16 protein-coding genes are annotated in these 19,390 nt (G+C 67.0%); 10 read left to right on the top strand and 6 right to left on the bottom strand.

What is annotated here, in order from left to right:
* Positions 1-63: 63 nt before the first annotated feature.
* The 3 genes from C662_RS00360 to C662_RS00350 form a co-directional block, all read right to left on the bottom strand.
* On the bottom strand, positions 64-894 hold the full coding sequence (locus tag C662_RS00360; RefSeq protein ID WP_002923551.1) for a cache domain-containing protein: 831 nt from the start codon (positions 892-894) through the stop codon (positions 64-66).
* A gap of 189 nt (positions 895-1,083) precedes the next feature.
* Positions 1,084-1,731, bottom strand: coding sequence for a response regulator (locus C662_RS00355; RefSeq protein WP_232431436.1), 648 nt, complete (start codon positions 1,729-1,731; stop codon positions 1,084-1,086).
* Entirely contained in the window at positions 1,706-3,037 is a 1,332-nt protein-coding gene (locus tag C662_RS00350) for a sensor histidine kinase (RefSeq protein WP_002923547.1), read from the bottom strand. Before C662_RS00350 ends, C662_RS00355 begins: the two co-directional genes overlap by 26 nt.
* Positions 3,038-3,219: 182 nt before the next feature.
* On the opposite strand from C662_RS00350, the gene C662_RS00345 reads away from it, so the two are divergent.
* The 3 genes from C662_RS00345 to C662_RS00335 all read left to right on the top strand — a co-directional run bounded on the left by C662_RS00345 (position 3,220) and on the right by C662_RS00335 (position 6,230).
* Positions 3,220-5,115 carry a methanol/ethanol family PQQ-dependent dehydrogenase gene (locus C662_RS00345; protein WP_002923543.1) on the top strand — a complete coding sequence of 632 codons (1,896 nt, stop codon included), beginning with the start codon at positions 3,220-3,222 and terminating at the stop codon, positions 5,113-5,115.
* A 72-nt stretch (positions 5,116-5,187) separates the two neighbouring features.
* The gene (locus C662_RS00340; protein ID WP_002923542.1) at positions 5,188-5,793 is read left to right on the top strand and encodes a pentapeptide repeat-containing protein; all 606 of its coding nucleotides are present in this window, start codon (positions 5,188-5,190) and stop codon (positions 5,791-5,793) included.
* Complete coding sequence (locus C662_RS00335; protein WP_002923540.1) at positions 5,775-6,230, top strand: c-type cytochrome; 456 nt, start codon at positions 5,775-5,777, stop codon at positions 6,228-6,230. Before C662_RS00340 ends, C662_RS00335 begins: the two co-directional genes overlap by 19 nt.
* Positions 6,231-6,352: 122 nt before the next feature.
* Here the strand turns inward: C662_RS00335 and C662_RS00330 are convergent, their stop codons facing one another.
* Positions 6,353-8,146: a methanol/ethanol family PQQ-dependent dehydrogenase gene (locus C662_RS00330; protein ID WP_198291855.1), complete on the bottom strand. Its 1,794-nt coding sequence runs from the start codon at positions 8,144-8,146 to the stop codon at positions 6,353-6,355.
* A gap of 373 nt (positions 8,147-8,519) precedes the next feature.
* Here C662_RS00330 and C662_RS00325 point away from each other — a divergent pair, with 373 nt between their 5' ends.
* Entirely contained in the window at positions 8,520-9,317 is a 798-nt protein-coding gene (locus C662_RS00325; RefSeq protein ID WP_002923533.1) for a quinoprotein dehydrogenase-associated SoxYZ-like carrier, read from the top strand.
* The gene (locus tag C662_RS00320) at positions 9,314-10,267 is read left to right on the top strand and encodes a quinoprotein relay system zinc metallohydrolase 1 (protein ID WP_002923531.1); all 954 of its coding nucleotides are present in this window, start codon (positions 9,314-9,316) and stop codon (positions 10,265-10,267) included. Before C662_RS00325 ends, C662_RS00320 begins: the two co-directional genes overlap by 4 nt.
* Before the next feature lie 10 nt (positions 10,268-10,277).
* Here the strand turns inward: C662_RS00320 and C662_RS00315 are convergent, their stop codons facing one another.
* A complete protein-coding gene (locus C662_RS00315; protein WP_002923529.1) occupies positions 10,278-10,736 on the bottom strand; it encodes a tetratricopeptide repeat protein in 459 nt (152 codons plus the stop codon).
* A gap of 66 nt (positions 10,737-10,802) precedes the next feature.
* On the opposite strand from C662_RS00315, the gene C662_RS00310 reads away from it, so the two are divergent.
* Together C662_RS00310 and C662_RS00305 are read left to right on the top strand one after the other, a co-directional pair.
* Positions 10,803-11,330, top strand: coding sequence for a DUF302 domain-containing protein (locus tag C662_RS00310; protein WP_002923521.1), 528 nt, complete (start codon positions 10,803-10,805; stop codon positions 11,328-11,330).
* Positions 11,331-11,388: 58 nt separating this feature from the next.
* Positions 11,389-11,958: a cytochrome b gene (locus C662_RS00305; RefSeq protein ID WP_002923518.1), complete on the top strand. Its 570-nt coding sequence runs from the start codon at positions 11,389-11,391 to the stop codon at positions 11,956-11,958.
* Positions 11,959-11,991: 33 nt separating this feature from the next.
* Here the strand turns inward: C662_RS00305 and C662_RS00300 are convergent, their stop codons facing one another.
* Entirely contained in the window at positions 11,992-14,040 is a 2,049-nt protein-coding gene (locus C662_RS00300; protein WP_037983949.1) for a sigma-54-dependent Fis family transcriptional regulator, read from the bottom strand.
* 284 nt (positions 14,041-14,324) lie between these two features.
* Here C662_RS00300 and C662_RS00295 point away from each other — a divergent pair, with 284 nt between their 5' ends.
* From C662_RS00295 to fdhF, 3 genes are read left to right on the top strand one after another with little or no spacing between them, the layout of a single operon-like run.
* A complete protein-coding gene (locus tag C662_RS00295; RefSeq protein WP_002923514.1) occupies positions 14,325-14,657 on the top strand; it encodes a hypothetical protein in 333 nt (110 codons plus the stop codon).
* A 40-nt stretch (positions 14,658-14,697) separates the two neighbouring features.
* The gene (locus tag C662_RS00290) at positions 14,698-16,455 is read left to right on the top strand and encodes an NADH-ubiquinone oxidoreductase-F iron-sulfur binding region domain-containing protein (protein WP_232433182.1); all 1,758 of its coding nucleotides are present in this window, start codon (positions 14,698-14,700) and stop codon (positions 16,453-16,455) included.
* Complete coding sequence (gene fdhF / locus C662_RS00285; protein WP_002923512.1) at positions 16,452-19,301, top strand: formate dehydrogenase subunit alpha; 2,850 nt, start codon at positions 16,452-16,454, stop codon at positions 19,299-19,301. The genes C662_RS00290 and fdhF overlap by 4 nt, the downstream gene beginning before the upstream one ends.
* Positions 19,302-19,390 lie beyond the last annotated feature (89 nt).

The following is a 19,390-nucleotide window of genomic DNA, read 5'->3' as shown; positions in this document are numbered from 1 at the left end:
TCGGCACCCTGCTCCATTGCTCCGCTGCGGAACAAATGCTCCGCAGCGGAGCATTTTTTCGGCTTACTCGATGTAGTGCCCGACGCCGATCAGCGAACGGCCTTCACGGCGCACATACGAGCGCTTGTTTTCCACCGCATTGGTCACCGGATTGCGCCAGACGTAATCGACCGTCGCCTCGTCGGCATCCTTGAGCTTGGAGATCATCTCCGCCACCAAGGCATTGCCGGCTGCATCATGCAGGCCCAGTGCATCGGTGTCCGACAGGGCCGGATTCATGCCCATGGCCTCGAAGCGACCGCTGTCCATGTTGATCATGAACACGTAGAGATCGTTCTTCACGAACTCGCCACGCCGGTCGTTGAAGACTGCTGCCGCACGCGCATGGCCTTGTTCCTTGGCCAGCTTGGCCGCACGCTCCAGCATCGCGCGGGCATCGTCTGCACCGGCGCGCGGTGCGGAGTAGCCAACACCGACGACGTAGTTGCCCACCTTGCGCACGTAGCTCACCTTGGGCTCGACCTTGTTGGTCACCCTGTTCAGCCACATGTAGCGCACCGTCCCTTCCTGGTTCACCCGCGTGGTGTCGATCATCTCGCGGAACAGGGGGTTACCGGCCGCGTCGGTGGTGTTGAGTACGGTCAGCCCGACCAGCGCCTCGGGCGCAGCACCACTGGCGTGATAGACCCCCTTGTCGTCGATCACGAAGACATAGAGATCCTTGCGCACGAACTTGCCCGTGCGGTCATTGAAGGCCGCGAAGGCTGCCTCGGCGCCGTTCTGCTCCATGTAGCCGACCGCCTGCTCGAACATCGCCCGCGCCTCGCGCGGCGTCGCGCGTTCGCCTGCGTGGACGGCCGTTGTGACACCGGCGGCACACAATACCGCCACCATCAACCGAGAGATCCTTGGGTAATTCATCTTCATCATTCCATCCTTGCAAGGTGCGGATATTCAAGGGGCAACAATCCCGATTGCCAAATTGCAAGAAACAGGCCCGCGGGCAGACGCATCAGCGAGCCTTCACACCGGGCATGTGGAGCATCCGGCATGGAGCATCTGTTGCGGTTCGGCACGTATCGGTCAGGCCCGCAACTGCTCTCCCAGACTCACCAGGCCATGCCTCACGGCAAGGTGGAGCAGCCTGAAGTCGTTCTCGGCGCCAAGTTTCTGGCGGACTGCCGACAGATGGTTGAGCACGGTCTTCTGGCTCAGGTGCATCGACTCGGCAATGCTTGCAACCGGGTCGCCACTGGCTACGAAGCGCAGCACCTCGAACTCCCGCGGCGTGAGGCGCTCGAGCATCACCTCCGAATCGAAGGCTGCGGTCATGGTCGAGTGCGCCAGCCCCTCGGCAAGGACGCGCCGCCCCGAATGCACCGCGCGCACGGCGGCCATCAGCTCATCGGGGGCGCAATTCTTGGTCAGGTAGCCGAGCGCACCGGCACGGATCGCCTGGCGCACGAAGCCGGGCTCGTCGTACATCGACAGCACTAGCACGCGAACACTGCGATCGCGCTGGAGGATGCGCGCAATCGCATCGATACCGCTCGCACCGCGCAGGCTCAGATCGACCAGCGCGACATCGATCTCGTGCGTCCGCAGGCAGGCGCAAGCCTCATCCGCCCCGGACACATCGCAGACCACCTTCATGTCGGGCTCGGCATCGAACATCCGCCGATACCCCGTGCGCACCAGCGCGTGGTCATCCAGCAACATCAATCGGATCATGTCTCCCCTCCTCCAATCCAGCGACAGGCAGCCGCAGACGCAACGCGAGCCCGCCTGCACGCCCCTTCTCGAATACCAGCTCGCCACCGGCGATGCGTGCGCGCTCTCTCATGCCAAGCACTCCACCCGATGACCTCGACAGCTGCTCCTCGGTGCAGCCGCGGCCATCGTCCTCGATGCGCAGCTCCACGAAGGCCGCGGCTGCGGCGACGGCAAGCTCGACGTCCACATGCGTCGCGTCTCCATGCCGATGCGCATTGGTCAGCGCCTCCTGCACCGTGCGATAGATGGACAGCGCCGCCGCCTCGGGCAGGGCCGGCAGCGCTGTCGGCAACCGGGCGAAAATCGCCGCAGTACCCTGACGCCCCTGCCAGAAATCGAGCAGGTCGTTGAGCGCTTCCAGCAGGCCAAGCTCATCGAGGCCATGCGGCCGCAGGCGCTTGAGGATGCCCGACACTTGGCCTGAGACCGTCGCCACGCCCTCGCGGATCTCACGCCCGCAGTCGGCGATCGCCTCGCGCTCAGCCGTCCCCGCATGGCGCTCGATGTAGGCCGCTGCAAGACCAAGCGCCGCCAGGGTCTGGCCGATCTCGTCATGCAGCTCGCGCGCCAATGCCCGGCGCTCCGCCTCCTGGACCTGGATCAGCCGTCGCCCCATCTGCCGCTCGGCCTCGCGCGCCAGTGCCAGTTCGTGCGCGATCGACTCCATCGTTCGCGCGATACGGTCGAACTCGCGCAGCTCGAAGGCCGGCAGCGTGCGCGGGGTCTCATCGAGCAGGCCAACCAGCCCTCGCTCCAGCTCCACCCCCGGGCGCAGGGCCACACCGACGGTGCGCCAGGCGGCGAAACCGGCCACGAACACGAACAGCACGAAGAGCCCGAGCATGCGCGCAGACTCTGCAAGGATCTCGCTCGTCTCGCTCGCCGGATCGGGCTTGATGACCACCGTCGCACCGTCGATCCGGATGCGCTGTTCGGCAAGGTCGAACACCGCGTGCGGAAGGACAGCTGCAAGCCAGCGCGGCACGCCTCCAGCCGCTGCCTCCTGCGCAACAGGCTCTCCGTCGCGCTCGAGCGTGACCGCCAGATGTCTCATACCGCCCTCGGCAATCAGGGACTCCACGCGCGCCAGGCGATGCTCGCCGGCATCGGACATGGCGAGCATCAGGTCGACGAGTCGGGACGAAGCGTCCACCTCCTCGAGGACGTCCTCACGCAATGCGAGCGCGATCAGCACGCAGGCCAGCACGATCAAGAGCACGAAGTACCCGACCAAGCCGCCAACCAGCCTCGCCCGCAGATCCATTCCGCCTTCTCCCATGCTCCTTAGCTGCCTCTGGCTACGCAAGTCACATGCCAGCTCGGGAAAAACTCCCGGCTTCATCGGGAAGACCGCCCGGGCCATCGACGCCCCCGGCCCGCAGACTTGGCTCCGCAATGGCGCAGGCGGTCTGCGCCACATAGCAATAAAACAGGAGACGCCAACAAATGACTCGCACGCATTTTCCAACCCCCGTCCTGCGCCCGCTGCGGATGGCCGCTCTCGCGGCCTCGCTCGCCGTCGCCTTTCCGGCGTCGAGCCTGGCAGCAAGCACCGTCACCTGGGACGACATCGTCCGCGACCACGAGACGACGAGCGACGTGCTCACCTACGGGCTCGGCCTGAAGGCCCAGCGCTATTCGCCGCTGACGCACGTCAACACCAAGAACGTCGCCGGCCTGGTACCGGCGTGGTCGTTCTCATTCGGCGGCGAAAAGCAGCGCGGCCAGGAAGCCCAGGCCCTGGTGCATGACGGCGTGCTCTACGTCACCGCCTCGTATTCCCGCCTGTTCGCGATCGATGCCCGCACCGGCAGGCAACTGTGGAGCTACGAGCACCGCCTGCCCGACGACATCCGCCCCTGCTGCGACGTCGTCAACCGGGGCGCAGTCATCTTCGGCGACAAGATTTTCTTCGGCACCCTCGATGCGGCGATCGTCGCGCTCGACAAGAAGACCGGCAAGGTCGCCTGGCGCAAGAAGTTCGGCGACCACAAGGTCGGCTACACCATGACCGGCGCACCCACGATCGCGCGTGACAAGGAGTCCGGTCGCGTCATGCTGATCCACGGCGACTCGGGCGACGAGTTCGGCGTAATCGGCCACGTCTACGCCCGCGACCCGGACACTGGCGAGGAGATCTGGAAGCGCCCGATGGTCGAAGGCCACATGGGCACGCTGAACGGCAAGCCCAGCACGCCGACCGGCGACCCGAAGGCCCCCTCCTGGCCCAACGACCCGACGCGCGAGACGGGCAAGGTCGAAGCCTGGAGCCATGGCGGCGGAGCCCCCTGGCAGAGCGCAAGCTTCGATGTCGACACCAACACCATCGTGATCGGCGCCGGCAACCCGGCACCCTGGAACACCTGGGCGCGCACCCCTCCGGGCGACGACCCGCGCAACTGGGACAGCCTGTTTACCTCCGGCCAGGCCTACGTCGATGCGGCCACCGGCGAACTCAAGGGCTTCTATCAGCACACCCCGAACGACGCCTGGGACTTCTCCGGCAACAACGAGATCATCCTTTTCGAATACAAGGACCCGAAGACCGGCAAGCAAGTCAAGGCCGGCGCGCATGCGGACCGCAACGGCTTCTTCTTCGTCACCGACCGCGAGAAACTCGCGGCCCGAGCCGACCACCCGAACAAGCCCACCGCCCTCATCAACGCCTGGCCGTTCGTCGACGGCATCACCTGGGCCTCGGGCTTCGACCTGAGCACCGGCAAGCCGATCGAGAAGGGCAATCGCCCGCCGCCGGTCGCAGAGGGCCAGGAAAAGGGCGAGACCGTATTCGTTTCGCCCCCCTTCCTCGGCGGCAAGAACTGGAACCCCATGGCCTACAGCCCCGACAGCGGCCTGTTCTACATCCCCGGCAACCACTGGGCGATGGACTACTGGACCGAGAAGGTGCACTACAAGGCCGGCTCGGCCTACCTTGGCCAAGGCTTCCGCATCAAGCGCCTGTTCGACGACCACGTCGGCATCCTGCGCGCCATCGACCCGCTGACCGGCAAGATCGCCTGGGAGCACAAGGAAACCTTCCCGCTCTGGGCAGGAACGCTCACCACCGGCGGCGGCCTCCTCTTCACCGGCACCTCCGACGGCTATGTGAAGGCCTTCGACAAGCGTAGCGGCAAGGAGCTGTGGAAGTTCCAGACCGGCTCGGGCATCGTCTCCAGCCCGATCACCTGGGAGATGGACGGCGAGCAGTACATCGCGATCCAGTCCGGCTACGGCGGCGCCGTTCCGCTCTGGGGCGGCGACATGGCCGAGCTCACCAAGCAGGTCACGCAGGGCGGCAGCGTCTGGGTGTTCAAGCTGCCCAAGCAGGTGGCAAGCCGCTGAGGCACTGAAGCGGCAAACCGGTCGCGGGCCAGCCTCCTCCCTGGCCCGCGACACCTCACGGATGAACACACCATGAACACGTTCCACACCTGCTATCGGCACGCCCTGCGCTTGCTTCTCGGCTGTGCGGTGCTGCCGGGCGCCCTCATGTCATCGAGCGCTCAGGCCGAACCGGAACCGGTCCATGAGATCAATGGCTGCGGCATCTGGCCCTACACCCGCTGCCCGGGTGCGGACCTGCGCCATGCCGACCTGGTCGGGCGCAATCTTGCCGGCGCAGACCTGCGCGGAGCCAATCTGGTCCGCGCCGATCTGCGCGGCGCCAACCTCGCGGGCGCGAACCTCGATGGCGCAGATCTCAGCGGCGCCCGCCTCAACAAGGTGAACGCCCCGGTCGCCTCCTTCGTCGGTGCGCGCTTCGTGGGCGCCGATCTCGAAGCGGCGCGGCTGATGCGCTCCGACTTCACCAATGCCGACCTGAGCGCCGCGCGGCTCGAGATCGCGCGCGCCAACCACGCACGCTTCCGCGGCGCACGCCTGGTCGGCGCCGATCTTCAGGAGGCCAAGTTCCAGAGCGCCGAACTGGACGACGCCGACCTCGACGGCGCGTTGACACGCTTCACCAATTTCAACGAAACCTACATGAAGGGGTGCAACAAATGCCCGCACGACTGGTGAAGACAGGCGGCTGGGCGCACACGCTCCGATTGATCGCCACCCTCTCGGTCGCGGCCCTGGCCGCCTGCGCGACGCCGCCGCAACGGCAGGCCGTGGACGAGCCCAAGGCCGAGCGCATCAACCCCGTGCGCGGTCAGGCAGAGGCAATCGCCAGCGGCGAGAAGCACTACGCTCGGCATTGCGCCAGCTGTCATGGCGAAGGCGCCACCAAGCCCGGGCCGGCCGCCGACCTGCGCAACATCGGCCGTACCTGCCGGCGCTTGACGGACCCCGGGCTCCAGCAGCGCTGCCATCTGGACGCAGACGTCTATTTCCTGAAGACGGTCGAGGAAGGCAAGCTCAGGCTCGGCATCCGTCACATGCCGGCCTGGAAGGACCTGATCTCCACCGAAGAGGCGTGGGCAATCCAGGCCTTCATCGAGACGCGCCCGCGATGACGCCCGCAACCCATGCGACGACTGGGCAACGCTCCCGAGTCCGTCCGCAGCAGCGTTCACGGCAAAAGCCCGGCGGCTTGCGCCGCCGGGCTTCTCACCGGCAATGGGAAACGGCCTGCAGCTCAGTTCTTGTGCAGCTTGAACACCCAGACCATGCCACCCTGCTCGAGGAAGTTCACACGCTTGGCAACGTCACCACCCCACAGCGGCACGGCGCCGCCCCAGCCCGATACCACGGCGACGTACTGCTCGCCGTTGTCGTCCCAGGTGACCGGAGGGGCGATCACGCCAGAGCCCGTCTGGAACTGCCAGACTTCCTCGCCGGTCTTGGCGTTGACCGCCTTCAGGTAGCCCTCGGGCGTGCCGTAGAACACCAGGTTGCCGCCGGTGGTCAGCACACCGCCCCACAGCGGCGCGTTGTTCTTCACTTCCCACACGATCTTGCCGTTCACCGGATCGACCGCGCGCATGGCACCAATGTAGTCCTCGTACAGCGGCTTGATGGTGAAGCCTGCGCCCAGGTAGGCAGCGCCGCGCTTGTAGCTCACCGGCTCGTTCCAGATGTCCATGCCCCACTCGTTGGAGGGCACATAGAACAGGCCGGTGTCCGGGCTGAACGCCATCGGCATCTGGTTCTTGCCACCCAGGAAGGACGGCGCGTTGAACACCACCTCGCCCTTGCCGGCATCCTTCACGCTATCCAGGAAGGGGTTGCCGGGGCGCTTCTCGTCGTTCCAGATCGGGCGACCGGTCTCCATGTCGATGCCCTTGGCCCAGTCGATCTGGGTCACGAAGGGGAAGGCATTGAGCAGCTTGCCGGTGGCGCGGTCATTGACGAAGAAGAAGCCGTTGCGGTCGGCCTTGCCGCCCGCCTTGACCAGCTTGCCAGTCTTCGGGTCGTTGTACTCGAACGAGATGAATTCGTTCACACCGTCATAGTCCCAGCCGTCGTGCGGGGTGCTCTGGTAATGCCAGACGATCTTGCCGGTATCGGGGTTGATGGCCACCGTCGCCGCAGAGTAGAGGTTGTCGCCCGGACGCAGCCACGAGTTCCACGGCGCCGGGTTACCGGTGCCCATGAAGATCAGGTTGACGTCAGGGTCGTAGTAGGCGGCCTGCCAGGTGGCGGCGCCACCGGTCTTCCACAGATCGCCCGGCCAGGTCGCGTTGACCGTGCCCGACACACCGTTCTCGATCGCCTTGCCATCCTTGTCGTAGGTGTAGCCCATGTGGCCTTCGACCACCGGACGCATCCAGATCATCTTGCCGGTGAGCGGGTCACGGGCCTCGACGCGTCCCATCACGCCGAACTCGCCGCCCGACACGCCGGTGATCAGCTTGCCCTTGACGATCTGCGGCGCCGCGGTCATCGAGTAGCCGGCCTTGTAGTCGTCGATCTTCTCGCGCCAGACCACGCGGCCAGTGTCCTTGTTGAGCGCCACGAGCTGGGCGTCGAGCGTGCCGAAGATCACCAGGTCACCATAGATCGCCGCACCGCGGTTGATCACGTCGCAGCAGGGCATGATGCCTTCGGGCAGACGGTGCTCGTACTTCCACAGCTTCGCGCCGGTCTTGAGGTCGAGCGCGTAGATCCGGCTGTACGACCCGGTAACGAACATCTTGCCGTCATGGATCAGCGGCTGCGACTGCTGGCCACGCTGCTTCTCGCCACCGAAGGAGAAAGCCCAGGCCGGCACCAGATTGCGCACCGTCTCGGGATTGATCTGCTTGAGCGGGCTGTAGCGCTGACCCTTGGTACCCAGGCCGTGCGTGACGATCTGGTGGGTCAACTCCGCATCCTTCAGGATGTCCTCGTCGGTCACGCCCTTGGCCTGTGCGCTACCGATGCCCGCCAGCGCCACGGTCAGCGCGGTCAGCATCACGGGTAGGGCACGCTGGCGCTTGATTTTGCTCATCATCGACTCCTCCTTGGTGTCTCTCGGACGTATGGTTTATTGATCCACTTCTTCTCCGGCACGGACCCGGACCGGACACATGGACAACTGCAATCGCCATGCCAGCATCGGGGAGGCTCCAAATCATGCGCTCCGGTGTTCCAGCGCCTGCCCAGGCAGCAACGCCGGATGTAACACTTGGGCACAATCGTTGCGCTTCGGAACAGCTCTGCACGCAGCCGGCTGGAGCAGCGCTGCGGCAAAACGCCAGATCAACCGCCCCCGACGACATGAGCGGAGCTTGGCATGACGTTTGCTGCCCGACAGGCACAAAACACGCAACGGGGCGGCCCGGACACCTTCCGGCGCCGCACCCATGCAACGAGGAGACCGCATGATCCGCCACACCCTTGTTCTTGCCGGCCTGTTGTGGGCAGGTACGTTCGCACTCGGCCCGCCATACGCTGTCGCCGCCCCCGCAGGCGAGCAGACGGCGAATGACCCGCTCAACTCACCACGCTGGGGAGACATGGCAAAGGCCTTCTTCGACGGACAGGAGGTCGTGTTCGACCCGCGCATCAGCGTCAGCGGCCCGCTGGTGGCAGAAGATTCGCTCAATGTGCCGATCACGGTCGATGCCAGCGCGCTGCCCGGCGTGGAAGAGATGATCGTCTTCGCCGACTTCAACCCGATTCTCAAGGCCTTGCGCTTCGAGCCCGGTGCCGCACAGGCGCGGCTCGGCTTCCGCCTCAAGCTGCAGCAATCCTCCCCGGTGAGGGTCGCCGCACGCACGGTGGACGGCGTCTGGCGGGTGGGCGGCGCCTGGGTCACTGCAACCGGCGGCGGCTGCACCCTGCCCTCGGTCGGCTCCGGCTCGCCGGAATGGCAGGAACGCCTCAACGAGGTCAGCGGCCGGTTGTGGGCGCGCATCGATGGCGGCGAGCGCCTGCGCATGCGCGTCATCCACCCCATGGACACCGGGCTCGCGGCCGGCATTCCGGCCTTCCACATCGAGGACATCGTGATCAGCGACGAAAACGGCCGCATCCTCAGCCGCATACAGCCGCTCGAGCCGGTGTCCGAGAACCCCAGCTTCACCATCGACCTGGCCGAGGCGGCAAGCGGCGGAAGGCTCCACGTGAGCGGCCGCGACAACAACGGCAACCGCATCGATGCATGGGTGACACGATGAGGCGCCCTCTTTCGTTCGCCGGCCTGCTGCTGGCCCTGCTCATCGCGCTGCCGCTCGCTGCCCAGCAGCGCAGCAGCTTCGACTACGGCCTCGTCGCACAGGAGATCGCCCCCGGCGCCTACGTCATCGTCGGCCTGCGCGAGGACTTCTCCTTCGACAACGGCGGCAACATCGTCAACACCGGCTTCATCGTCGGTCGCAGTGGGGTCATCGTCATCGATACCGGCCCGTCGCGGCGCTATGGCGAACAGATGCTGGCTGCCATCCGCGCGGTGACACCGCTACCCGTCGTGCTCACGCTCAACACCCACCACCACCCGGACCACTTCCTCGGCAACCAGGCCTTCCCGCAGGACACGCTCGCTGCACTGCCCGAGACGATCGCCGGCATCCGCAGCGAGGGCGAAGGCTTCAACGACAACATGTATCGTCTCAATGGCGACTGGATGCGCGACACCGAAGTGGTCATCCCCGCCCGCGCCCTGAGCGCGGGCAGGCAAGACATCGGCGGGCGTGATGTCGAGTTCCTCGCCCTCGGCGGGCACACGGCGGCGGACCTCGTCGTGGTCGACCACGACAGCGGCACGGTGTACGCCGCCGACCTGCTGTTCAATGGCCGCGCCCCGACCACGCCACATGCCGACATCCCGCGCTGGATCGCCGCGCTAGAGCAGCTTGCGCGCCTGCCAGCCCGCCTTTGGGTGCCCGGCCACGGCGACGTCAGCGCCAGCCTCGCCCCCTTGCACGAGACCCGCGACTACCTCGAATGGCTGGCCGGCACGATGCGCGATGCGGCCGAGGCCGGAATGGACATGACCGAAGTTTTCGCGCTCGACATCCCCGCCCGCTTTGCCCAGCTTGCCCTCGTCGACACCGAGTTCCGCCGCTCCGTGGTGCACCTGTTCCCGGCAGCGGAACAGGCCGCCCTGAGCGGCGGCCGGCGCGACTGAGGCGCCGGCGTCAACGCGCATGCCCGGCGTCGAGCGCTTCGAGCCTGCGCGCAGCCTCGGCGTCTCCCGCGCCTGCCGCAAGGGAAAGCCAATGCCGGGCCTGCTCGAGGTCGGCTGCAACAAGGCGGCCGTCGAGATGCAGCAACCCCAGGCGGTACTGCGCCTTCACCGAACCCGCCTCGGCACCACGCCGATAGCGCTCCAGCGCAAGCGCAGCATCCTTCGGTTCGCCCAGTCCGTCCTCGGCCAGGATACCGAGATTGAACCAGGCCTCGGCCACGCCGCGCTCGGCGAGCGCCTGCCAGATGCGGCGCGCACTGTCGTAGTCGGCCATCTTGAACTCGGCATAGGCCTTGTAAAGGCCGATGCTCGGACGCTCGACGAGTTCGGCAAGCTCTGCCTCCCCGACCGCATGTACGACAGAGGACTGGAGCAGCAGCGCCAGGGCAAGACTGGTTCTTGAACGCATTTACTTCGTCTCCGGGCGAAGAAGGCCACATCCGTCAGAAGCAACAAACGCACCTGGAGCAAGAACTTGCCCGACCTGCACAACTCGCCGCCTGCCAGCGCCACAGCAAGCCTGCTCCGGGTCGCACGCCTTGCCATGGCACTTGCCGTGCTCACCCCGGGCCTGGCCGCATGCGCAGACGGCAATGCGGAGGGTATCGTCACCCGCCATTTCGTTACTGTCGAGTTCGCCGATGCACGAGAGGCACTCGCCGAAGCCATCGCCAACGAGGGCATTGCACGGCCGGTCGAGAGTCATTTCGCCCGCATGCTCGATCGCACCGCGGCCGACCTCGGCCACGCACACGGACTCTATGCAGAGGCCGAGATCCTCACCTTCTGCAGCGCGCCGGTCGCCGCTGCGCTGGTGACCGAGGCAAGGGAGCACATCGCGCTCTGCCCACTGTCGATCGCCGTATACACCTTGCGAGAGGGCGAGGCGGCCGCCGTCCTTGCTTACCGTCCGCCTTCGCTGCACGGCGCAGGCGGAGACGCCGCGCGCGCGCTCATGCAGCGCATCGTCTCACGCACTGCTCGACTGCTAGGGCAGGAGTGAGCCTTCGCAAGCAGCGTCCTTGGCGCCGAACACGCACACCAGAGAGGATCGTCCCGGAATGAACACCATGAACAAGACCTATCCGAATCCCTTCGTGGCATCGCACTGGCTACTCGCCCTTCTCGTCATCGCCGCTGCGGCACTGGGCTGGTACATGGTCGACATCCCGCAGAGGACACCCGAGCGCGCCTACTTCTTCAACCTTCACAAGTCGTTCGGCCTGCTTGCGCTCATCATGATCCTGTTGCTGACGATGCAGCGCAGGCGGTTCTCGCCACCGCCGCTGCCGGCAACGCTCCCGCCCTGGCAGCACCGCGCGGCTGCCTGGGGCCACCTTGCGATGTACCTGCTGTTGCTGGGCTCGGCGTTGAGCGGATATGTGGGAACGAACTTCTCACGCTGGGGAATAGACTTCTTCGGGCTCTTCTCGCTGCCATCATGGGGTCCCGAAAATCGCGAAGCCTACCAATTCCTGAAGATCGTCCATATCTGGACCACGAACCTGCTTGCCGCCCTGGTCGCCCTTCACGTGGCCGCCGTCATCAAGCACGCCGTTCACGGCGAGGGCGTATTGAGGCGCATGTGGTTCCGGCATCCCGTCCCCGGGCGCTCGGCCGACGCGGAATGAGATGGCAAAGAACCGGCTGGCCGACACCGAACCTCAGCTCATGCGCCCGAGCTTGCGATAAAGCGTGTTGCGGCTCACGCCCAGCCGGCGTGCGGCGGCCGAGACATTGCCCTTGACTTCCTGCATGACCTTGGCGATCGCTTCGAGCTCGAGTTCATCCAGACTGCGCGCAACAGCGGGCTCGCTCGGCGGCAACACGCCCTCGCTCGGCGCAGGTGACGCGCCGCCATGCTGGGTGGGAACGAACGGCTCGGGTCCGAACAGTTCCTCGGGCAGATGAACCGACTCGATCTCGTCCTCATCATCCTCCAGCAGCGCCGCCGAGACCCGGATCACGCTGTGCAGCTGCCTGATGTTGCCCGGCCAAGGGTAGGTCTCGAAGAAGCGCCGCACCTCGGCGCTGATCGAGATCGCCTCGCGCCCCGAGTCCCGCGCCTCGGCACGCAGCAAGCGGTCGACCAGCGTGCCGACATCGCTACGCTCGCGCAGCGGCGGCAAGGTCACCGTCAGGCCATTGACGCGGTAGTACAGATCCTCGCGAAACTCACCATTCGCCACCGCATCACGCAGCACGCGGTGAGTCGCGCAAACCAGCGAGATATCGACCGGAATCGCCTTCATGCCCCCGACCGGGGTCACGCTGCGTTCCTGCAGCACACGCAGCAAACGCGTCTGCATGGCCAGCGGCATGTCACCGATCTCGTCCAGGAACAGCGTCCCCCCATGGGCCTGCTGCACCTTGCCAACCGCGCCCTCCCGCCGTGCGCCGGTGAACGCACCGCCAACGTAGCCGAACAGCTCGGACTCGATCAGGTGCTCGGGAATGGCCGCGCAGTTGAGCGGTACGAAGGGGCCGTCCGCTCTCGCGCTCGAGTTGTGGAAAGCGCGCGCAAACAATTCCTTGCCGACACCGGACTCGCCCTGGATCAGCAGCGGAATGTCCTTGCCGCCAATCCGCCGGGCGCGGTCGATCGCCCGCTGCAAGCGCTCGTCGCCGGTCGCCAGCGACTCGAGCGTCGGCCCCGCTGCCTCGCTGCGCTCGGCCGCACGCGCCGCCGGCGCTGCCCCGGCCTGGGCGCGCAAGCGTTGCTCAGTCCTTGGCTGGCCACCGTCGGCGGCCACCTCGCCCGCTCCCGCCAGCGCGAGCGGCCTGATGCTGCGCAACTGCACATACAGCTCGCCGCCATTGCGTGTACCGAGGCGGACCAGAGCATTGCCGCTTGACTGCAAACGATCGATGATCGCACCGAAACCGAGCCGGAAAAGCTCATTGAAGCTGCCGCCCGCAGCATCATGTGACTGCGAGGCAAACCATTCCCGCGCCGCCGGATTGGCCCCCAGGATGGTGCCGTCCGGACTGAGCGCAACAAGGCCCTCCTGCAGGCTGCCCACGTACTCCGGCCGCGGATGGCAGGCAATCAGGATGTCCTTGCCGAACTCGGCCTCGAACAGGCGCTTTTCCAGCAGCTGGACCGACAGGCGGACGAGCCCGAGCGTATGGCGCTGCGGGTTGCGGTAGTCGCCCGAGATGTCGAACACACCGGCCATGCGGCCATGGGCGTCGAACACGGGCGACGCGCAACAGGCCAGGAAGATGTTGCGGTCGAGATAGTGCTCGGAGCCGAGAATCTCGACCGGCGCCTTTTCGAGCAGCGCCGTACCCATGCCGTTGGTACCGAGCCGCGCCTCGCTCCAGCACGCGCCGGGCTGCAAGGCGACGCGCTGCGCGCGATCGACGAAGGCCGCATCGCCCAGGCTGTGGATGATCATGCCATCCAGGTCGGCAAGGATGACCATGCTGCCCGAGGAGCGGATCTGCTCGAACACATGCTCCATGACGCCGCTCGCGAGTTCGAGCATGTGCGCACTCTGGTTGCGCGACTCCTCCAGCTGCGCCCGGCTCGCCACTTCGATCGAGCCGCCGTCGCGGTGGTCCAGGCCCACGTCGCGACAGCGTTCCCACGAGCGCAGGATCAGCGGCGACAGGTACTTGTCGGGCACCACGCCACGCTCGAAAAAATGCTCACGAGCGACAGCAGCCCGATCCTCGCGCGCCACTTTCGTCCGCGGCATAGCGCTCATCGTGTCTTCCTCCGGATGCCCCGTATCGTTGTTGATCGGGTGCAATGCATTGTTATGTTCAAAAAAGTAGCACCTGCCCAACATTGAAGCAAATGTAGATGAGCGGTCCGACGGATCAATCGGGGCTATCCCGCATCGGCAGGCCGGGCGGCCGCATGCCAAGGCGATCGGGCGCCTGGCACAGGGCTTGCAAACCCTCGCCTGTGAAACACGTCAGCGCTGCTCGCCGCACGCAGGTTCGGCTCGGACGTGAATGCGACCACCCCACCAGGAGGTATCCGATCATGAGCGCTTGCCCCGCACCAACCGACTCGATCCTGCGCCGCCACCACGACCAGCTTGCCGCCATCGCGGGGCTCAGCACACCACCGCAGGACTCGGTGCAGAGGCGCCACTACCAGCAGTTGCTCGCCGCACGGCTCGCCGTGCGCAGCGCCGGCGGCCCAGCCCCCGCAAGCGGTCGCCCCGAACCTGTCCGCCGCCAGCCAAGTGCTGCAGAATCCACCACAGCGCAGGCGCCCCAGGGCCCAAGCGCCCCACCGCCAGCCCGGGCAAGCGCCAACGTCGAACCCAAGGGCTGGTTCGCCAGCTTGCTCGAGCGCATCCTTGGCCGCTGAACACACCCGGCCAGCGCCCTACCAGGACCGACCCACGACGATGACTCGCCCGCATCCTTCCGGCCCAGCCCCCACACCCTCCGCGGCACCAGGCAAGCGCACCCGCGGCACACAGCGTGGCCGCCAGCTCGCACCTGACGCACTGCACGACATCGAGGCCCTGCTGGGCGCAGGCGGCAGAAGCCGGGACATGCTCATCGAGCACCTGCACGCCATCCAGGACGCGTTCGGACATCTGTCGATGGCTCACCTGCGTGCGCTCAGCCACTGGATGGGGTTGCCGATGGCCGCGGTCTACGAGACCGCCTCGTTCTACGCCCACTTCGACATCGTCCGTGACGAGGCGCTTCCGCCCCCCGCCGTCACGATCCGCGTGTGCGATTCGCTGCCATGCCAGCTTGCCGGTGCGCAGGCGCTGCATGCCGCACTCGCGCGCGACCTCGACCCCACGCAGGTGCGCGTGCTGCGGGCCCCCTGCATGGGCCGCTGCGACAGCGCACCGGTCGTCGAGGTCGGCCATCGCCATCTAGGCAACACGACACCGGGCGCAGTGCTCGCCCAGCTCGCCGGGGGCGAACTTCACCCCGCGCCCATCGCATGGCAGGGGCTCGAGGCCTACCGCCGCGAGGGCGGATACGCACTGCTCGCCAAGGCCAGAGACGGGGCGGTGTCGGTCGATCAGCTCGGCGCCATGCTCGAGCACGCCGGCCTGCGCGGTCTCGGTGGCGCCGGCTTTCCCACCTTCAGGAAATGGGCCTTCGTGCGCGCCGAACCTGCGCCACGCTACATGGTGATCAACGCCGACGAGGGCGAGCCCGGCACCTTCAAGGACCGCCATTACCTGGAACAGGCGCCCCACCGTTTTCTGGAAGGCGCGCTCGTCAGCGCGTGGGCGGTCGATGCCGCTGCGCTCTACATCTACCTGCGCGACGAATACCCCGGCCTGCACGCGGTACTGCGCGCGGCGATCGCCGAGGCCGAGGCCGCCGGCTTCGCCGAACCGGGCTACATCGTGCTGCGCCGCGGCGCCGGCGCCTACATCTGCGGCGAGGAATCCGCACTCATCGAATCACTCGAGGGCAAGCCAGGCAAGCCGCGCCACCGCCCGCCCTTCGTCGCGCAAAAAGGCCTGTTCGACCGTCCGACGCTGCTGAACAACGTCGAGACCGTGTACTGGATCCCGCTGCTGTGGCAGCACGGCGCCGACTGGTTCGCCAGCCAGGGCCGCCACGGCCGCCACGGCCTGCGCAGCTTCTCCGTGTCGGGGCGGGTGATGAAGCCCGGCGTGCATCTGGCGCCGGCGGGAATCACGCTTCAGGAGCTCATCGACGAATACTGCGGCGGCATGCTCGCAGGCCACCGCCTGCTGGCCTACCTGCCCGGCGGGGCCTCCGGCGGCATCCTGCCGGCGAGCAAGGCCGACATCCCGCTCGACTTCGACACCCTGCAGCCACACGGCTGCTTCATCGGCTCGGCCGCCATCGTGGTGATTTCGGACCAGGACGACCTGCGTGCGGTGGCGAAGAACCTGATGGCCTTCTTCGCCGACGAGTCCTGTGGCCAATGCACGCCCTGTCGCGTGGGCACCGAGAAGATGCTCGGCCTGCTCGAACGCGACGATTGGGACACCGAGCAGCTCCAGCGCCTTGCCCAGGTCATGCAGGACGCCTCGATCTGCGGCCTCGGCCAGGCCGCGCCCAACCCGGTCACCAGCCTGCTGCGCTTCTTCCCGGCCGAACTGGCAGAACAGGGCATCCGCCTGCGGCCCGCGGCCGTCAATACGGAATCCGCTTCATGAGCACACTTGCCTCCTCGCCCTCCGGCGCTCCCGTTTCCTCCTTGACTGCCACGCTGGACGCCTTCGAGATCACCCTCGACGGCGTCCGCGTGCAGGCTTTTTCGGGCGAGACGCTGTGGCAGGTCGCCAAGCGCGCGGGCGAACGCATCCCGCACCTGTGCTTCAAGGACGCACCCGGCTATCGCGCCGACGGCAACTGCCGCGCCTGCATGGTCGAGATCGAGGGCGAGCGCACCCTGGCCGCGAGCTGTATCCGCCAGGCCTCGCCAGGCATGGTGGTACGAAGCGCAAGCTCGGAACGGGCACGCACTGCGCGCGAAGGCGTCATGGCGCTGCTGCTCGCCGACCAGCCGCCGCGCGCCGACAGCCCCGACCGCGCCAGCCACTTCTGGGAGATGGTCGACCTGATGGCGCTCGACATCGATGCGCCCGACACGCTGCACAGACAGCTGCCGCAGCGCCGCACGGCGCCCACGCCGCCCGACACTTCGCACACCGCGATGCACGTGAATCTTGACGCCTGCATCGCCTGCAACCTGTGCGTGCGCGCCTGCCGCGAGGTTCAGGTGAATGACGTCATCGGCCTCGCCCACCGTGGCGCAGCCTCGAAGGTCGTGTTCGACTTCGACGACCCGATGGGCGACAGCACCTGCGTGGCCTGTGGCGAATGCGTGCAGGCCTGCCCCACCGGCGCGCTGATGCCCGCCCGCATCGTCGACGCGAACGGCCGCGGCGACTCCGCCTGCGCCGACCGCAAGGTGGATTCGGTCTGCCCTTATTGCGGCGTCGGCTGCCAGCTCACCTACCACGTCAAGCAGGACAGGATCGTCTTCGTCGAAGGCCGCAACGGGCCGTCGAACGAGAACCGCCTGTGCGTAAAGGGCCGCTTCGGCTTCGACTACCCCAACCACCCCTCCCGCCTCACCGTGCCGCTGATCCGCCGCGAAGGCGTACCTAAGGGCCTCGACCCGGACTTCGACCCTGCCAAGCCATTCAGCCACTTCCGCGCCGCGAGCTGGGACGAGGCGCTGGACCTTGCCGCTGCCGGCCTGCTCCGCCTGCGCAACACCCACGGCCCCGACGCGCTCGCCGGCTTCGGCAGCGCCAAGTGCTCGAACGAGGAAGCCTGGCTGTTCCAGAAGCTGGTGCGCACCGGTTTCCGCTCCAATCATGTCGACCACTGCACGCGGCTATGCCACGCCAGCTCGGTCGCCGCGCTGATCGAATGCATCGGCTCTGGCGCGGTCACCGCCTCCTTCATGCAGGCACAGCAGGCCGACGTCGTCATCCTCACCGGCTGCAACCCGACGGTTAACCACCCGGTGGCCGCCACCTATTTCAAGCAGGCGGCCAAGCGCGGCACCAAGCTCATCGTGCTCGACCCGCGCGGCATCACCATGGGCGCCTACGCCCACCGCATGGTTCGCTTCACCCCGGGCAGCGACGTGTCGCTGTTCAACGCCATGCTCAACGTCATCGTCACCGAACAGCTCTACGACGAGGACTACATCGCCGCCCACACCGAAGGCTTCGAGGCGCTCAAGGCCCACGTCGCACCGATGACACCCGAGGCCATGTCGCCCGCCTGCGGCGTCGCTGCCGAAGAGATCCGCGACATCGCCCGCCTGTACGCCAAGGCCGAGCGCGCGATGATCTTCTGGGGCATGGGCATCTCGCAGCACACCCACGGCACCGACAACGCCCGCGGCCTGATCTCGCTCGCGCTTGCCACCGGCCACATCGGCCGCCCCGGCACCGGTCTGCACCCGCTGCGCGGCCAGAACAACGTGCAGGGGGCATCGGACGCCGGCCTCATCCCGATGGTCTTCCCCGACTACCAGCCCGTGGGCAATGCGCAGATCCGCGCCGCCTTCGAGGAGCTGTGGAACACGCCGCTGCATGACAAGCCCGGCCTCACCGTGGTCGAGATCATGCACGCAATCCATGCCGGCACCATCCGCGGCATGTACATCCAGGGCGAAAATCCGGCCATGTCCGACCCCGACCTCGCCCATGCACGCGGCGCGCTGGCCATGCTCGAGCATCTGGTCGTGCAGGACCTCTTCGTCACCGAAACCGCACAGTTCGCCGACGTCATCCTGCCGGCCTCGGCCTGGGCCGAGAAGGACGGCACCGTCACCAACACCAACCGCCAGGTACAGATGGGCCGTGCCGCCGTGCCCCTGCCCGGAGACGCCCGCCCCGACTGGTGGATCATCCAGGAAATCGCCCGCCGCCTTGGCCTCGACTGGCACTACACCCACCCGCGCGACGTCTTCGCCGAGATGAAACGCGGCATGCACTCGCTCGACCACATCAGCTGGGAGCGGCTGGACGCGGAGCAATCCGTCACCTACCCCTGCCCCGCCGACGACGCCCCCGGCCTGGACGTGGTCTTCGGCGACCGCTTCCCCACCGCCAGCGGCCGCGCCCGCTTCCGCCCCACCGTGCCACTGCCGCCCGACGAGCCGATCGACGACGCCTGGCCCACCGTGCTCATCACCGGCCGCCAGCTCGAACACTGGCACACCGGCTCCATGACCCGACGCGCCGCCGTACTCGACGCACTCGAGCCGGCCGCCGTGGCAACGCTCGCCCCCGGCGAACTCGCCCGCCTCGGCCTCGAACCCGGCGAACCGCTCGCCATCGAGACCCGCCGCGGCAGCATCACGCTCACCGCGCGCACAGACCCGCTGATGCCCGAGGGCATGGTCTTCGTGCCCTTCTGCTACGTGGAAGCGGCGGCCAACATGCTGACCAACCCCGCGCTCGATCCCTACGGGAAAATTCCGGAGTTCAAGTACGCGGCGTGCAGGCTCTCTGCATGCAAGCCCGCACGGGTCTGAGCCGGCACAATGCAAGGGCCGATCGACAGCGGGCAGGCCCCTTCGATCGGCCTTTTCTTCTGGATTCCAGGCTGACAAATCTTGATGCA

The organism is Thauera sp. 28 (genome assembly GCF_000310145.2).
Lineage (GTDB): Bacteria > Pseudomonadota > Gammaproteobacteria > Burkholderiales > Rhodocyclaceae > Thauera > Thauera mechernichensis.
This window is presented reverse-complemented; position numbering and strand designations above follow the sequence as displayed.

Bases quoted from the DNA above. Each gene is read 5' to 3' on its own strand.
- C662_RS00360 (WP_002923551.1), bottom strand. From the start codon at position 894: ATGGTGGCGGTATTGTGTGCCGCCGGTGTCACAACGGCCGTCCACGCA.
- C662_RS00355 (WP_232431436.1), bottom strand. From the start codon at position 1,731: ATGATCCGATTGATGTTGCTGGATGACCACGCGCTGGTGCGCACGGGG.
- C662_RS00350 (WP_002923547.1), bottom strand. From the start codon at position 3,037: ATGGATCTGCGGGCGAGGCTGGTTGGCGGCTTGGTCGGGTACTTCGTG.
- C662_RS00345 (WP_002923543.1), top strand. From the start codon at position 3,220: ATGACTCGCACGCATTTTCCAACCCCCGTCCTGCGCCCGCTGCGGATG.
- C662_RS00340 (WP_002923542.1), top strand. From the start codon at position 5,188: ATGAACACGTTCCACACCTGCTATCGGCACGCCCTGCGCTTGCTTCTC.
- C662_RS00335 (WP_002923540.1), top strand. From the start codon at position 5,775: ATGCCCGCACGACTGGTGAAGACAGGCGGCTGGGCGCACACGCTCCGA.
- C662_RS00330 (WP_198291855.1), bottom strand. From the start codon at position 8,146: ATGAGCAAAATCAAGCGCCAGCGTGCCCTACCCGTGATGCTGACCGCG.
- C662_RS00325 (WP_002923533.1), top strand. From the start codon at position 8,520: ATGATCCGCCACACCCTTGTTCTTGCCGGCCTGTTGTGGGCAGGTACG.
- C662_RS00320 (WP_002923531.1), top strand. From the start codon at position 9,314: ATGAGGCGCCCTCTTTCGTTCGCCGGCCTGCTGCTGGCCCTGCTCATC.
- C662_RS00315 (WP_002923529.1), bottom strand. From the start codon at position 10,736: ATGCGTTCAAGAACCAGTCTTGCCCTGGCGCTGCTGCTCCAGTCCTCT.
- C662_RS00305 (WP_002923518.1), top strand. From the start codon at position 11,389: ATGAACACCATGAACAAGACCTATCCGAATCCCTTCGTGGCATCGCAC.
- C662_RS00300 (WP_037983949.1), bottom strand. From the start codon at position 14,040: ATGAGCGCTATGCCGCGGACGAAAGTGGCGCGCGAGGATCGGGCTGCT.
- C662_RS00295 (WP_002923514.1), top strand. From the start codon at position 14,325: ATGAGCGCTTGCCCCGCACCAACCGACTCGATCCTGCGCCGCCACCAC.
- C662_RS00290 (WP_232433182.1), top strand. From the start codon at position 14,698: ATGACTCGCCCGCATCCTTCCGGCCCAGCCCCCACACCCTCCGCGGCA.
- fdhF (WP_002923512.1), top strand. From the start codon at position 16,452: ATGAGCACACTTGCCTCCTCGCCCTCCGGCGCTCCCGTTTCCTCCTTG.